This is a genomic window from Mesorhizobium sp. M1027 (genome assembly GCF_040318745.1).
Classification (GTDB): Bacteria; Pseudomonadota; Alphaproteobacteria; order Rhizobiales; family Rhizobiaceae; genus Mesorhizobium.
Map to the genome: position 1 here is coordinate 19541 of NZ_JAMYMW010000017.1, position 14384 is coordinate 33924.

The window sequence follows — 14384 nt, forward strand, 5'->3', positions numbered from 1 at the left end:
ACCCTCGCGGCTTGGCACAGTCGGGCAAAGAGGAGCCTGTTGATGCCGAAGACCGCCAATGCGACAAAACCAAAACCCTGGGCCGAGATGGCGACGCAACTGGTCGATGTCGCCATGGGCCGCAAGCCCGCCGATCTCGTCATCCGCAACGGGCGCTGGGTCAACGTTCATTCCGGCGAGATCATCGCCGGCACCGACATCGCCATCGCCGGCGGCCGCTTTGCCTATTGCGGGCCGAATGCTGGTCACGCCATCGGCCAGGGCACCAAGGTGGTCGATGCCGGCGGCCGCTATCTGGTGCCGGGGCTTTGCGACGCGCATATGCATGTCGAGAGCGGCATGGTGACGGTGACGGAATTCTGCCGCGCCGTGATCCCGCACGGCACCACATCGATGTTCATCGATCCGCATGAGATCGCCAACGTGCTCGGCCTGCCGGGCGTGCGGCTGATGCATGACGAGGCGGTCGCCATGCCGGTCAACGTGCACGTGCAGATGCCGTCCTGTGTGCCGTCGGCACCGGGGCTGGAGCATGCCGGCGCTGAGCTGACCGTCGCCGATGTTGCCGAGGCGATGACCTGGGAGAACATTATCGGGCTCGGCGAGGTGATGAATTTTCCGGGCGTCGCCGCCAATGATCCGGTGATGTCGGGCGAGATCGCGGCGACGGTGAGGGCCGGCAAGACTGTCGGCGGGCATTATGCCTCGCGCGATCTCGGCCTGCCGTTCCACGGCTATGTCGCCGGCGGCCCCGAGGACGACCACGAAGGCACGCGCGCCGAGGATGCCATCGCCCGCGTCCGCCAGGGCATGAAGGCGATGCTGCGGCTGGGCTCGGCCTGGTATGACGTGGCCTCGCAGATCAAGGCGGTGACGGAGAGCGGGCTCGACCCGCGCAGCTTCATCCTGTGCACCGACGACAGCCACTCCGGTACGCTGGTGCACGAAGGCCATATGGACCGGGTCGTGCGCCATGCCATCAGCCAGGGCTTGAAGCCGGTGACGGCGATCCAGATGGCGACGCTCAACACCGCCCAGCATTTCCGGCTGGAGCGCGAGATCGGCTCGATCGCGCCGGGACGGCTCGCCGATCTGCTGATCGTCTCCGACCTCGCCGAAATGACCATCGACGAGGTCTATGGCCGCGGCGTCAGGCTGGCCAAGGGCGGCAAGCTCGAAATCGACATTCCAGCCTACAATTATCCGCGGACGGCGAAGAACACCGTCAAGCTCGGCAGGAAGCTCAAGGCAGGCGATTTCGACATCGCGGCACCCATGGGCGCCAACGAAGTGCGGGTGCGGGTCATCGGCGTCATCGAAAACCAGGCGCCGACGCGGGCGCTGGAGGCCGATCTTGCCGTCGAGGACGGGCTGGTTGCCATGGATCGCCGCAACGATGTCTGCCAGATCGCGCTGGTCGAACGCCACAAGGGCACCGGCGGCGTCACCAACGCCTTCGTCTCCGGCTTCGGCTATATCGGCGACTGCGCCATGGCCTCCAGCGTGGCGCATGATGCCCACCACATCATCGTCGTTGGCACCAACAAGCAGGACATGGCATTGGCGGTGAACCGGCTGGGTGAGGTCGGCGGCGGCGTCGTGCTGTTCTCCAAGGGCAAGGAACTGGCGCTGGTCGAAATGCCGATCGCCGGGCTGATGTCGGACGAGCGGGCGGAAATCGTCGCCGCCAAGGCGGACAAACTCAGCGACGCCATGCGCCAGATGGGCTGCTCGCTGAACAACGCCTACATGCAGCACTCGCTGCTGGCGCTGGTCGTGATCCCCGAGCTCAGGATTTCCGACGTCGGCCTGATCGACGTGACGACCTTCCAGAAGGTTGATTTGTTCGTTTGAACGCCGCCGGGGCGCTTCTTCAGCCGCCGGTGGCGATGGTCAGCACCTTGAACGGCGTGGTGATGACGATTTCGGCGACCGAACCGACGGCCTTGCCGAGGCCCTGGCCGAGATTGTCGAGCTGGGCCGGCGCGGTCTCTTCGGAGGCGAGGCCGGCCGGGGCGCGCAGGCGGTCGCCGAGCAGCTGCACCAGGAACGGGTTGTCGGCGAATTTGGCGTGGTTCAGCCGGTCGCCGCCCTTGGTCTTGGTCAAGTCGACCACCGAGACGCCATAGCTGGCGAGGTCGGCCGCGTCGCCATAGTCGCCGACGCGCGGCTTGTCGCCAGAGATCAGGGTCGACAGCCTGAGCGCCCGGTCGTCGCCCGAAAGCAGCACGGCGAACGGTTTGTCGGGCTTGCCGTAGCGGATCATCTGCTTCTTGAACACGTCGACGTCGATGTCGGGTGAGGCCAGGATGACATAGCCGAGCTTGCCGCCGAGGTCGCGGTCGCCGGTGATGGCAAGCTGGCGCAACGCTTCCATCGTCACCCAGGTCCCCATCGAATGGGCAATGATGTCGATGCTCTTGGCGCGGCTCTTGGCGAGCATGCGCAGCGTCGCTTCGAGATCGTCGCGCGCCGCATTGGCGCTTTCCTTGTCGTAGATGTAGCCGGTCGTCTTGCCGCTCGACGCCCACGAAAACAGCACCGGCGTGCCTGGGTATTTCGTGTCATGCGCGATCTGCGTCAGCCGGTAGATACCGTCGTCGAAGCCGTTGTTGAAGCCGTGCACGAAAACCAGCGCGCGGTCGCCGCGCATCGCGATATCGGCGCCGACCGCCTTGGCGAATTGCGGCGCGCCTTCGTAGAAGGTGACGCCGGTCGCCGTGAAATCCTTCGCCGGATTGCTGTTGGCCGAGCCCTTGACCCGCTCGATGGCGCCGAGCTGGTGGATTTTGGGCACCGTCACCTCGACGCTGGCAAAGCTGGTGGTCGGCGAACGGTCGCCGTCGAACACCTGCCGGGGCGCTTTCATTGCCTTTTGCCGGGTTGTGGCGACGAAGATCTTGTGCGTCGCCGCAATGTCGGAAGCAGGCACGGTGATCGTCGTCTTGTTGAGCAAGTCGTGCGTGTTCTGGCCGGCGCAGCTTGCCAGCGCGAGCGCGAACGCAACGACGAGAAAGATCTTCGAAGGCACGGTCACGCGGGCTCCCGCAAAGGCGACGTCGAGCCGGAGACGTCTTGGCCTATTCGATAGAGGCAGAGGTAGGCACGGTCCAGTTCAAACTGTTCCGATGGGTGCGGCGATGGTCAACAGTTACTGCCGCGCAACGCAGCTATTGTCCGACCGAGGCGATGCGGTCCGTCACTTCGCGGTCGCTGGCAAACCCGTCATCCTCGCGCAGCTTCTGGCCGATCAACTGTACCAATTCCGGATTGTCGGCGAATTTGGTGTGGTTGAAGCGGTCGGCTCCCTTGACGCTGGAGAGATCGACGACCGACACGCCATAGCTGGCGAGGTCGGCGGCGTCCTTGTAGTCGCCGACGCGCGGCCGCGCGCCGGCTATCAAGCCGGAGAGCCGCAGCGCCCGGTCGTCGTCGGAGAGCAGCAGGATGAACGGCTTGTCCGGCTTGCCGTAGCGGCGCATCTGGCTCTTGAACACGTCGACGTCGATGTCGGGCGAGGCCAGCACGACGTCGCCGAGCTTGCCGCCGAGATCGCGGTCGCCGGTAATGGCGAGCTGGCGCAGCGCCTCCATGGTGACCCAGGTTCCCAGCGAATGGGCGACGATGTCGATGCGCCGCGCGCCGGTCTGCGCCAGCATTCTCAGCGTTACTTCCAGCTGGTCGCGGGCAACGCTGGCGCTTTCCTTGTCGTAGACATAGTCGGTGGTCTTGGCGCCCGACGCCCAGGAAAACAGCACCGGCGTGCCCGGATAGCCGGAATCATGGGTGATCTGGGTGACGCGGTAGACCGCATCGTCGAAGCCGGTGTTGTAGCCGTGGACGAAGACCATGACGCGGCCGCCGCGCGCCGCGATGTCGGCGCTGAGCGCACTGGAGAATTTCGGCTGGGTGTCGTAGCCGACGACCTCGGAAGCCATGAAGTATTTGGCCGGATCGTCCGACTTGCCGCGCGAGCGCCGCTCGATCTGGCCTGTCTTGTGGATGCCGGGGACGGTGACGTTGACGCGGGCATAGTTCAGCGTCGCCGACCGCTCGCCGTCGAAGACCTTGTTGGGATCGTCGGAGCGCTTGCGGGTGGTTGCGATGAAGATCGAGTGGTTGCCGGCGATTTCCGTCACCGGCACCGCCATCATGGCGCTGCCGAGCAGTTCCTCGGTTTGGCGGCCGCCGCAGCCGGCGAGCAGCGCGGCAAGGACAATGATGCAAATCGTCTTCAAGGGCACTTAAGCAATTCCACTCCGGCCTGACCAAAGGCCCATCCACCTCCGCCGCCCCTCCCGGACAGGCGAAGTGCGGCAGAAGTAAGTCGCGGATGCCGAAATGCGTTCAGTGCCTCGCAACGGCCATCGCACTGTTGCGCGAAAGCCAGAACGGCGGCAGGAACGCCGGGATGTTGGAAAACGGCAGCACTTCCGGCTTCAGCCTTATGCCAAGCACGTCGGTCATGAAGGCGCGGCGCGCCTCGATGCGGCGCCAGGCTTCGGGATAGCGCGCGGCGATCTCTTCGCGCAGCGCGTCGTCTGCCAACGCGATGCCGTCCTCGATGTTGGTGGTGAAATAATCGGTGCCGGTCGCCGGGATGATGTCGACCTGCAAGGCCATGCCAGACTTCAATCTGATGTCGGAGCCGGAGAATGACGGCGAATGCATCCATTCGTCGATATGGATGAGATGGCCGGGATTGAGCGACACGCCGAAGAACGGATCGCCGATCCGCTCGTGCACCGCCTGCCACAGCGCGCCGCCGGGAACGCCGATGCCGACCGTCTCATACCAGTCGACGACGGCGCAGAAATAGGGCGCGACCAGTTTCTCGACATAGTCCTGGATGCCCCTCGGAAGCTCGGCCGCGTCCTCGACCAGAAAACCGGCGCGGGCGTTGAGCGAGCCCTGGATGCCATAGGCCATGGTGATCGGGTCGCCGCGTTTGATGACGTCGAGACGGGGGCTAGGCAAGCCATAGGCTGCGCGCCTGCCGGCCGACAGCATCGGGTGACAGCATTGCGGCAGCCCGTTGATGCCCATCAGCCGCGCCGCCTGCAATTCGGTCATGCCGGGTTCGATGACCTGTAGGACATTGCGCAGGCCTTGCGAGGAATAGGTCGCGGCGAATTCGAATGCGGCCAGCTGGTCGGCCTCGTTGATGGCGCGCAGGCCGTCGGCAGGGTTCATCAAAAGGTTTGCCGCGTTGACGATCACACCCCTGTCGCCGGCAAGCGTGCGCAGCGTGTCGGCGATGAAGGACGGCAGGTCGAGCGTCGTTTCACCAAAACCGGCATCGCCGGGGCCGAACGGTTTCCAGCCGATGGCGCCGATGCGCTGGCCGGCTTTCAGGCCGCAATCGGCAAGGATGTCGGCCAGCGCTGGCGAGCGGTCGCGCGGCTGCGCCGGCAGCGAAAAGGTCTGGTAGAGCACGCGCTCGTACGGCCCGTCGCAGATCTCGGCATAGCCCCAGCCCTCATTGCCGACCAGCAGTTTGGGCGGCTTGCCGGGAACGATGACCAGCAGCGTCTCCTCGAAGCGCGGATCGTAGCCGCAGAGATAGGCGACATTGGCGGCATGTTCGCGGTCGCCATAGACGACGAACGCGTCGAACCCCGCTTCGCCGCCGCGTGCAACCAGTGCCGTGATGCGGGCCTCATAGGTGGCGCGCGGGACCAGCGGCATCACCGTCGGCTCGCCGAACTCCGGCAGCGACACGGTTTTCTGGGCCACCGATGCGACAGGCATGAACAGACGCTCCTAACGGCCAACGAGGTTTTGGGAACACCCTTTCAGGGTGGCCGGACAATGGCTTCGTGAAGCCGGATATGCAATAGCGGGACCGAATTCGGCTAGCCTGTGGGGTGCTCTTGCCATGACCAGTTTCTCCTCTCGCGTCGCTGCCGCCGCTGCCGCGATCCGCGAGATCTTTCCGGAAACGCCGCTGCAGGAAAACGACTATCTGTCGAAGAAGAGCGGCGCGCGGGTGCTGCTGAAGCGCGAGGACCTGACGCCGGTGCGCTCCTACAAGATCCGCGGCGCCTTCAACTTCTTCCGCAAGACGCTTGCCGCCGGCAACGCTGCCGAGCTGTTCGTCTGCGCCTCGGCCGGCAATCACGCGCAAGGCTTTGCCTTCGTCTGCCGCCATTTCGGCAAGAAGGGCGTCGTCTTCATGCCGGTGACCACGCCGCAGCAGAAGATCGACAAGACGCGGCTGTTCGGCGGCGAGTTCGTCGAGATCAGGCTGGTCGGCGATTTTTTCGACGACTGCTACCGCGCGGCACTCGAATTCACCGAAACTGCCGGCGCGCACATGGTGCCGCCTTTCGACCACAAGGACATCATCGAGGGGCAGGCGACGGTCGCCTACGAGATATCAGGCCAGATGCCCGGCGCGCACATGGCTGATATCGTCATGCTGCCGGTCGGCGGCGGCGGCCTGGCCGCCGGCGTCACCCATTATTTCGCCGACCAGCTGCGTGAAACACGTTTCGTCTTTTGCGAGCCGGCCGGCGCCCCGAGCCTGAGCGAGAGCCTTGCCGCCGGAAAGCGGGTCAAGCTCGCCAAGGTCGACAATTTCGTCGACGGCGCGGCGGTGGCCGAGATCGGCCGCGAGCCGTTGCGCCACCTCAAGGAGTTTGCTGCCGATGCGGTGCGGCTGATCCCGGAAAACCGGCTCTGCGCGACCATGATCGAAATGCTCAATGTCGAAGGCGTCGTGCTCGAGCCGGCCGGTGCGCTGGCGATCGATGCGCTCAAGGACTTTTCCAAAAAGGAAATCAGGGGCAAGACCATCGTCGCCGTGGTGTCCGGCGGCAATTTCGATTTCGAGCGGCTGCCGGATGTGAAGGAACGGGCGCTGCGCTTCGAGGGGCTGAAAAAATACTTCATCATCCGCTTTCCGCAGCGGCCCGGCGCGTTGCGCGATTTCCTCGAATTGCTAGGCCCCGATGACGACATCGCCCGCTTCGAATATCTGAAGAAATCGGCGCGCAATTTCGGCTCGGTGCTGATCGGCATCGAAACCAAGGACCGCCGCAATTTCGACCTGCTCAAGGCGAATTTCGACGCCGAGAGCGTCCACTACCAGGACATCACCGACAACGAGACGCTCGCCGGGTTCATCATATGAGCAGCAACGATCTTCCGAACGCCCCGGCGAACGTTTTTATCGCGCTGTTTTCCGGCATCAATGTCGGCGGCAATCGCATCGTCAAGATGGCGGAACTCAGGCCATTTTTCGAGCAGCTCGGCTTCTCCGATGTCGCCACCTATGTGCAGAGCGGCAACGCCGTGTTCCGGTCGCCAGATGGCGATGCGGCGACGCTGACCAAGCGGCTGGAAGCGGAATTCGAGAAGAAATGGGGCTTCCATTCACGCATCATGGTGCGCGATTTCGGCTGGCTCGAGCGGCTGGCGGCGGACAATCCCTATCCGGAAGCGGCCGGCGAGCCGACCAAGCTGCATGCTTATGCACTGGAGCGCCGGCCGACCGCCGAGGAAATCGCCCGGCTGGCGGAAAAATGCACCGGGCCCGAACGCTTCGAGATCAAGGGCGACGTGCTCTACCTGCATTCGCCCGACGGCCTCGGCAAATCGGTCTTTGCCAATCTCATCCCGCGCGTTCTGAAGGTGCCCTGCACGGCGCGCAACTGGCGCACCGTGCTGATGCTGCTCGAGATGGCCAAGGCCGGCGGTTGACAGGTCGTCTACGCGGCCGGAGCGCGTTTCCAGTCGAATGCCAGCTCTTCACGGAAGGCGAAGCGCTTGATGTGCTCGGCGACGACCGTTTCCAGGCGCTCGAGCGAGCCAGCTTCATCGGTCGTCACCGCAATGTGCAGCGCAGCCGGGTCCGCATCGAGAACCGTGCGGCCGAGCGTCAGATCGATGGTGCCGTGGTTCGGGTCGAATTCGACGGGAAACTTGTGCGCCCAATGTTTGCACAGCTGCTGCAGATAGCGGCTGGCATGTTCGGTGGCGACGTCGACATGGCTGGCCGGCATGAATGAATTCTCCTTGGGAATGCGGACGCGAAAACCGAACCAGGGCGCCGCCTGCGTCCGCTCAAGATAGCGTGATCGGTTACCAGCTGCCGGTGTTCGGCATCGACGCCCACGGCTCGGCCTTCGGCTTGGCCGGACCTTTCTGCAACAGCTCGATCGAGATGCCGTCCGGCGATTTGACGAACGCCATGTTGCCGTCGCGCGGCGGCCGATTGATGGTAACGCCATTGTCCATCAGCCGCTGGCAGGTGGCATAGATGTCGTCGACCTCATAGGCAAGATGGCCGAAATTGCGGCCGCCCTTGTAGTCTTCCGGGTCCCAATTGTAGGTCAGCTCGATCAGCGGCGCCTTTTCGGAGATGCCGCTCTGCTCGTCTTCGGGCGCGGCGAGGAAGATCAGCGTGTAGCGGCCCTGCTCGTTTTCATGGCGGCGCACTTCCTTGAGGCCAAACTTGTTGCAGTAGAAATCGAGCGAAGCATCGATGTCGGCGATGCGGACCATGGTGTGCAGATAGCGCATGATTTCCTCCTTATGTTGCGTTGCGGCGCACCATAGGGGCGGCCCGGCCAAAGGGCAATCGGCCACGCTTGCCAGCGCCGGCAAACGGCAAATCCGCTATTCCTGTACGGAACCGTGAAAAAAGGCACGTCAGGTCTTGCACACACCGGAAGCCGCGGTGTTAATCTGATACCAAGAATCAGTTGCAGTGTTTCTTGAAAAAAGGGGGCGTTCTTATGGGGGAAAAGGCCTCTTTCATGGGGCGGGACGGGGCCGGTAACGATGCGTTGAAGCGGGATGAGAGCGCCGATACGGCCGATCTCGTCGAAATCGCCGGCGCCATCAAATGGTTCGACGTGGCCAAGGGCTACGGTTTCATCCTTCCCGATGATGGTACTTCGGGCGACATCCTCCTCCACGTGACATGCCTTCGAAAGGACGGTTTTCAGACCGCGCTTGAAGGCGCCCGCGTCGTCTGCCTGGTCAAGCAGGGCGAGCGTGGGCTGCAGGCCTTCCGCGTGCTCTCGATGGATGTCACCACGGCGATCCATCCGGCGGAGATGCAGGAGCAGCGCACCCATGTCGCGGTGACGCCGGAAAGCGGCCTCGAACGGGCGCTGGTGAAATGGTTCAACCGCACCAAAGGGTTCGGCTTTCTGACCCGGGGCGAGGGCACCGAGGATATTTTCGTCCACATGGAGACGCTGCGCCGCTACGGCATCACCGAACTCCGCCCGGGCCAGGTGGTGCTGGTCCGCTTCGGACGCGGCGACAAAGGCCTTATGGCTGCCGAAATTCACCCCGATATGGGTACCTTGCCGGTCTCGCATTAGTTCCGGTCGAGGATTTCATATGGCTCACAGGAACCGGCTGACGGCGGGCGCGCTCTGCGCCGGAATTTTCCTCATCGTCGCCGCAAGCGCCTTCTTCTATTTTCAGCAACCGAGTTCGGCCGACGGTAAGGCGATGATCCTTCCCGTCGACCCGGCGCCGCTTGTCGCGGTGACGAAGGCCGGCGAGCGTTCTTTCTCCGTCGAAATTGCCGACACGCCCGCCGAGCGCGAGGCCGGCCTGATGTTCCGCCGGCACATGGCCGACAATCACGGCATGCTGTTCGTGTTCGGTGCGCCGCAGGATGTGAGCTTCTGGATGAAGAACACGCCGATGCCGCTCGACCTGATCTTCGTCGGCCAGGACGGCCGGATCCGGGCGATCGAGCAAGGCGAGCCGCAGTCGGAGGCGATCATCTCGCCGGGCGAACCGGTGCGCTTCGTGCTCGAGCTCAAGGCAGGCACCGCCGCCAAAAAGGGCATTAAGGACGGCGACCTGCTGCGCCATCCGGCCATCGGCACGGCGCCGGGGCCGGCCATGCCGCCGCCCGACAAGGGCGACGCGCCGAGTGTCGATTCCGACTGAACGAACGGGCAGGATCTTCGGCCGATGCAGTTCTTCTCCCATGATGGTTTCGACCTTGCTTTCCTTGATCGCCAACCGGCATCGGGGCAGGGCGATCCGGTGCTGATGATCCACGGCTTTGCCTCGAGCCATTACGTCAACTGGGTGTCGCCCGGCTGGTTCAAGACGCTGAACGATGCCGGCTACCGTGCGATCGCCTTCGACAATCGCGGCCATGGCTCGTCGTCGAAGAGCTATGACGAAGCCGACTACACGCCGGCAAAAATGGCGTCCGACGCGGCAGCGCTTTTGAACCATCTCGGCATCGAACGCGCCCATGTCATGGGTTATTCGATGGGCGCGCGCATATCGGCGTTCCTGGCGCTCTCCAACCCGGACAAGGTGGCGACGCTGGTCTTCGGCGGTCTCGGCATCGGCATGGTCGACGGCGTTGGCGACTGGGATCCTATAGCCGACGCCCTCCTGGCCGAGGACCCGGCAGGCACCAGCGACCCGCGCGGCCGCTCGTTCCGCGCCTTCGCCGATCAGACCCGCAGCGATCGCCGCGCGCTCGCCGCCTGCATCGCCACCTCGCGCGAATTGCTGAACGAGGCCGACATTGCCCGCATTGCCCAGCCGACGCTGATCGCCGTCGGCACCAAGGACGACATCGGCGGCTCGCCGGATGAACTCGCCGCTCTGATGCCCAACGCCAGGGCTTTTCACATCGAAGGCCGCGACCATATGCTGGCGGTCGGCGACAAGGCCTTCAAGCAGCGCGTGCTGGAGTTTTATGCCGAGCATCCGCTTTGATGGACGGCTCCCAAAGCGACCATTGCGCCTGAAGCTGGGGTCCATAGCGGTTTTGCAACGATACAGGAGTAAATAAGCGCGACGTGTGGATCGATTCAAACCCGCCATGCGCTGAACGGAGGGCAGGGGGTATCATGGCACAATGGGGAAGGACCGACGCCGCTTTGCCGGGCGTCATTGCAAAAAGCACGTTCGGCGAATGGTCCGTTGTTCTAGCGCTGGCTGCTTTAGCGGCAGGGGCGATAGCGATCACCGCGTTGATAGCAATGCCGAGCGACGCGTCTCCGCTGCTCCAGAACAGTGCGACGGGCTTCTTCGCTGCGGTATTTTTTCTGGCCGGGCCTTTGGCACATCTTACGGGAGTGGTCTTCGGGTTGATGGCCGTTGGTCGCCCAAACGACAATCGTGTGCTCGGCCTGGCTGGCATCGTGGTCAATGGTGCGTCGCTGGCGGCTGGGGTGTTCATGTTGTGGGGAATGGCATCGACTTTTGGCGCATTCACCTGATTTCGGGCAAATATCCCGGACGCACGCGAGTGACGCGAACTACGATCCAAGCGCCCTGAGCGAGCGTGCAATGTTTTGCTTGGCCCGCGTTTCGAAGCGCCGGCGGAACTCCTCGCTGTGAAAGATATGCGGGCGGGTGAGGAAGCCGTTTAGGACGGCGGCACGGCCGGCCCGCCACATCGGCTCGTCGACCCACTGGTATTCGCTGCGAACCGCCTGTTCGTAGGCGTCAAACATGTCAGGCGCAGCACCCAGGATCGCCAGGTCCATGTCGAGGAACAGCGCCGCGTCACGAACCGAATGCTGGTCACCAAGGGGCGGCAATTCGTGGCTGGCAGTGGCAGTGATCATCGCCGCGATGTGGCCGAGGCGTCGTGCGTCGGCGCGGCCGGCGAGCTTCTCCTCGGCAAGTGCGGCACTCCTCGCCTCATTGTCCTTGGCGCGGCTGTCGTAGATCGCGTCGTGGAACCAGATCGCCGCTTCGACTGCTTCAGGATCATGCAGCAATGCCTTGTAATTGTTGGCTAGCGCCAGCATCGCCTCGATATGGCCAAGGTCGTGGTAGTGGCGATCTTCGGCCGCATAGAGCGCGGAAAGCTCGCGCTTCAGGGTCTCGTCCATCAAGGTTGCGTTTTCCATGGCTGCTTGAAATTCCGCCAACCAAATCCATTTGACGAAGCACTAAGGAAAATTGAGTTCACCCGTGCTATGATCTGGCTTATAGGTGCGGCCGGAGAATAGGCAAGCCGCCAACCGAGACAGTGGATGGCCGAGACATTGGATGGCCGGAGACATCAGATGAACAGCGTTACGATTTCTCGTCCCACCATGGTGCAGCCGGTAGATCCGATCTGGCGTTCGATCCGCGACGAAGCGATGGAAGCGGTCAACCGCGATCCGCTGCTGGCGGCGTTCCTCTATTCGACCATCCTCAACCAGGAAAACCTGGAAGAAGCGGTCATTCACCGGCTGGCCGAGCGCCTCGCCCACCAGGACATCGGCTCCGACCTCATTCGCCAGACATTCAAGGCAATGGCGGCCGACGACAAGGATTGGTCGACGACGGTGCGCGTCGACATCCAGGCCTATTACGACCGCGATCCGGCCTGCGACCGCTTCATCATGCCGGTGCTCTACTTCAAGGGTTTTCATGCCATCCAGACGCACCGGCTGGCGCATTGGCTGTGGAACCAGGGCCGCCAGGATTTTGCGCTGTATTTGCAGAGCCGGTCGTCCTCGGTGTTCCAGACCGACATCAATCCGGCCGCCCGCATCGGCAAGGGCATCTTTCTCGACCACGCCACCGGCCTCGTCGTCGGCCAGACGGCGGTGATCGAGGACGACGTGTCGATCCTGCACGGCGTGACGCTGGGCGGCACCGGCAAGGCCGGCGGCGACCGCCATCCCAAGATCCGCTACGGCGTGCTGATCGGCGCCGGCGCCAAGATCCTCGGTAACATCGAGATCGGCCATTGTTCGAAGATCGCGGCCGGCTCGGTGGTGCTGTCACCGGTGCCGCACAACAAGACGGTTGCCGGCGTGCCGGCCCGCGTCGTCGGCGAGACCGGCTGCGATCAGCCTTCGCGGCAGATGGACCAGCTGTTGCCATCACAGACGATGGACCACGTCGTCAGCTTCGACATCTGAGTGCTCGGGCAGGGGCTGAATTCCTGCCCCTTATGCTGGCTTGCCTTTACATGGCCATTGTCGACGTGCCAGAAGCGCGCTCACCAATGCATGTCGCCCAAAAGTGCCCAGCGGTTTTGGGATAGCGACATGCATGAAGAAGGATTCAAAGCGCGTCGCATCGATCTCTTCAGACGCGACGCACTTTAGCAAGCGACGATCGGAGAAGACTGTTGAAGCCGGACGAAATCAGAAAGCTGGACGCCTATTTCAAGCGCACCTTCCAGAACCCAAAACTCGAAGTGAAGGCGCGGCCGCGCAAGGAAGATTCGGCCGAGGTCTATGTCGGCGACGAGTTCCTCGGCATCGTCTTCAAGGACGAGGACGACGGGGACTATAATTTCTCGATGGCGATCCTCGACATCGATCTGGCCTGAGCCGGAGATTTAGCTGGCCGCTACGCCTCAAGCGCAGCGGCGGGTACGGAACCTTGCAAGACGCCGGCGGGACAGCGCTTCCCTCTGGCCTGCCGGCCATCTCCCCCACTTGGGCCCACTTGGGGGGAGATTGGCAGCCTCGGCGCTGCGCTCTTCCTGCAACATTGGTGATTGGCGAAAGCCAAGATGACGGCCGATCTCCCCCCTCGTGGGGGAGATGTCCGGCAGGACAGAGAGGGGCGCGAAGGATCGCTACGGAACGGCTCGTTTCGTTGCTTACCGCCCGGTCTTCAGCACACGCGCTGCCTCGCCCGAAATCGCCGCGTCGAGCGCCTGCCAGTCGCCCAGGAATTCCCGCGGGAAGCGGTAGGTGAGGCTGAGATTCTCGCCGATCAGGATGTCGCGCTCGCAGGGCGCTAGCGATTCGTCCGCGCTCGGGCCGCTCAGGCAGCGTGCGACAAACGGATCCTTGCCGGGGCGGTCGGCGACCGCCAGCACTTCGTTGAGATAGCCTGACTTTTCGCTGAAGGCGTAAAGCGTCGTGCCGCCAGGGCCGGGCGTACCCGGCTTGGCAATCAGCGCACTGTAGATCGGCGCAAAGCGGCCGCTCATGTCGCGCGACATCATCTGCGGCTCGAACGACAGGAAGACGATGTCCTTGCTGGGTCCGGTGTGGTTGAAGTCGTCGCGGGCAGCCTCGCTGTAGCCGTCCATCTCGGGATAGCGCAGATAGAGGTCGAGCCGCGAGGCGATGCCGTCGCGCCGGGCCTGGGCAAAGCGGATGACATTGGCCGGCACGGCGATGACGTTGTTGCCGATGGCGACCTTGTGGACCGTGGTGTCGTCGGTGTACCCGGCCATGGCGATCGAGCGGCCGAACCATTTGCCGCCGAGGCTGATCGCCACGGAAAGCAGCGCCAGCGTCGCGAACGCATAAAACACCCGCTTCATCAGCGTCGAATCGACGACGCTGAGTTGCGGGCCCTCTGTGGCGGTTGCCTGCTTCATCGCGACCCTCATTTGCCGTCTCATCGGGTGTACCTGAGCGGCACATCTCGGCGCGGCACGGCTCTTGCTTCGCAGCTTTTGCGGACGACTGTGC

16 protein-coding genes are annotated in these 14384 nt (G+C 63.6%); 9 read left to right on the top strand and 7 right to left on the bottom strand.

Features of this window, described 5'->3' with window-relative positions; genetic code table 11:
* Positions 1-42: 42 nt before the first annotated feature.
* The gene (gene ade, locus NKH50_RS26760; protein WP_352882090.1) at positions 43-1854 is read left to right on the top strand and encodes an adenine deaminase; all 1812 of its coding nucleotides are present in this window, start codon (positions 43-45) and stop codon (positions 1852-1854) included.
* Between the two features lie 19 nt (positions 1855-1873).
* On the opposite strand, the gene NKH50_RS26765 is transcribed toward ade, so the two are convergent.
* The 3 genes from NKH50_RS26765 to NKH50_RS26775 form a co-directional block, all read right to left on the bottom strand.
* A complete protein-coding gene (locus tag NKH50_RS26765; RefSeq protein ID WP_023674782.1) occupies positions 1874-3037 on the bottom strand; it encodes an alpha/beta hydrolase in 1164 nt (387 codons plus the stop codon).
* Positions 3038-3170: 133 nt separating this feature from the next.
* Entirely contained in the window at positions 3171-4244 is a 1074-nt protein-coding gene (locus NKH50_RS26770; RefSeq protein WP_254817699.1) for an alpha/beta hydrolase, read from the bottom strand.
* A gap of 103 nt (positions 4245-4347) precedes the next feature.
* Positions 4348-5751, bottom strand: a complete 1404-nt coding sequence (locus NKH50_RS26775; protein WP_352882093.1) for an aminopeptidase P family N-terminal domain-containing protein — start codon at positions 5749-5751, stop codon at positions 4348-4350.
* Between the two features lie 127 nt (positions 5752-5878).
* On the opposite strand from NKH50_RS26775, the gene ilvA reads away from it, so the two are divergent.
* A complete protein-coding gene (ilvA, locus tag NKH50_RS26780; RefSeq protein WP_352705092.1) occupies positions 5879-7135 on the top strand; it encodes a threonine ammonia-lyase IlvA in 1257 nt (418 codons plus the stop codon).
* On the top strand, positions 7132-7704 hold the full coding sequence (locus NKH50_RS26785; protein WP_352882095.1) for a DUF1697 domain-containing protein: 573 nt from the start codon (positions 7132-7134) through the stop codon (positions 7702-7704). The genes ilvA and NKH50_RS26785 overlap by 4 nt, the downstream gene beginning before the upstream one ends.
* 8 nt (positions 7705-7712) lie before the next feature.
* On the opposite strand, the gene NKH50_RS26790 is transcribed toward NKH50_RS26785, so the two are convergent.
* Positions 7713-8006, bottom strand: coding sequence for a DUF2218 domain-containing protein (locus tag NKH50_RS26790; RefSeq protein WP_254817703.1), 294 nt, complete (start codon positions 8004-8006; stop codon positions 7713-7715).
* Between the two features lie 79 nt (positions 8007-8085).
* The gene (gloA, locus tag NKH50_RS26795) at positions 8086-8526 is read right to left on the bottom strand and encodes a lactoylglutathione lyase (protein ID WP_352882099.1); all 441 of its coding nucleotides are present in this window, start codon (positions 8524-8526) and stop codon (positions 8086-8088) included.
* Between the two features lie 215 nt (positions 8527-8741).
* Here gloA and NKH50_RS26800 point away from each other — a divergent pair, with 215 nt between their 5' ends.
* The 4 genes from NKH50_RS26800 to NKH50_RS26815 all read left to right on the top strand — a co-directional run bounded on the left by NKH50_RS26800 (position 8742) and on the right by NKH50_RS26815 (position 11219).
* The gene (locus NKH50_RS26800; RefSeq protein WP_254817705.1) at positions 8742-9338 is read left to right on the top strand and encodes a cold-shock protein; all 597 of its coding nucleotides are present in this window, start codon (positions 8742-8744) and stop codon (positions 9336-9338) included.
* A 19-nt stretch (positions 9339-9357) separates the two neighbouring features.
* On the top strand, positions 9358-9921 hold the full coding sequence (locus NKH50_RS26805) for a DUF192 domain-containing protein (RefSeq protein WP_352501628.1): 564 nt from the start codon (positions 9358-9360) through the stop codon (positions 9919-9921).
* A gap of 24 nt (positions 9922-9945) precedes the next feature.
* Positions 9946-10713 carry an alpha/beta fold hydrolase gene (locus NKH50_RS26810; RefSeq protein ID WP_352882102.1) on the top strand — a complete coding sequence of 256 codons (768 nt, stop codon included), beginning with the start codon at positions 9946-9948 and terminating at the stop codon, positions 10711-10713.
* Positions 10714-10847: 134 nt separating this feature from the next.
* On the top strand, positions 10848-11219 hold the full coding sequence (locus NKH50_RS26815; RefSeq protein WP_352882105.1) for a hypothetical protein: 372 nt from the start codon (positions 10848-10850) through the stop codon (positions 11217-11219).
* A gap of 39 nt (positions 11220-11258) precedes the next feature.
* On the opposite strand, the gene NKH50_RS26820 is transcribed toward NKH50_RS26815, so the two are convergent.
* On the bottom strand, positions 11259-11858 hold the full coding sequence (locus NKH50_RS26820; RefSeq protein WP_352882107.1) for an HD domain-containing protein: 600 nt from the start codon (positions 11856-11858) through the stop codon (positions 11259-11261).
* A gap of 159 nt (positions 11859-12017) precedes the next feature.
* Here NKH50_RS26820 and cysE point away from each other — a divergent pair, with 159 nt between their 5' ends.
* Positions 12018-12866, top strand: coding sequence for a serine O-acetyltransferase (cysE, locus tag NKH50_RS26825; RefSeq protein ID WP_254817710.1), 849 nt, complete (start codon positions 12018-12020; stop codon positions 12864-12866).
* Positions 12867-13078: 212 nt separating this feature from the next.
* On the top strand, positions 13079-13282 hold the full coding sequence (locus NKH50_RS26830) for a DUF3126 family protein (RefSeq protein ID WP_023674799.1): 204 nt from the start codon (positions 13079-13081) through the stop codon (positions 13280-13282).
* Positions 13283-13558: 276 nt separating this feature from the next.
* Here the strand turns inward: NKH50_RS26830 and NKH50_RS26835 are convergent, their stop codons facing one another.
* A complete protein-coding gene (locus NKH50_RS26835; RefSeq protein ID WP_352882110.1) occupies positions 13559-14290 on the bottom strand; it encodes a hypothetical protein in 732 nt (243 codons plus the stop codon).
* Positions 14291-14384: the final 94 nt, after the last annotated feature.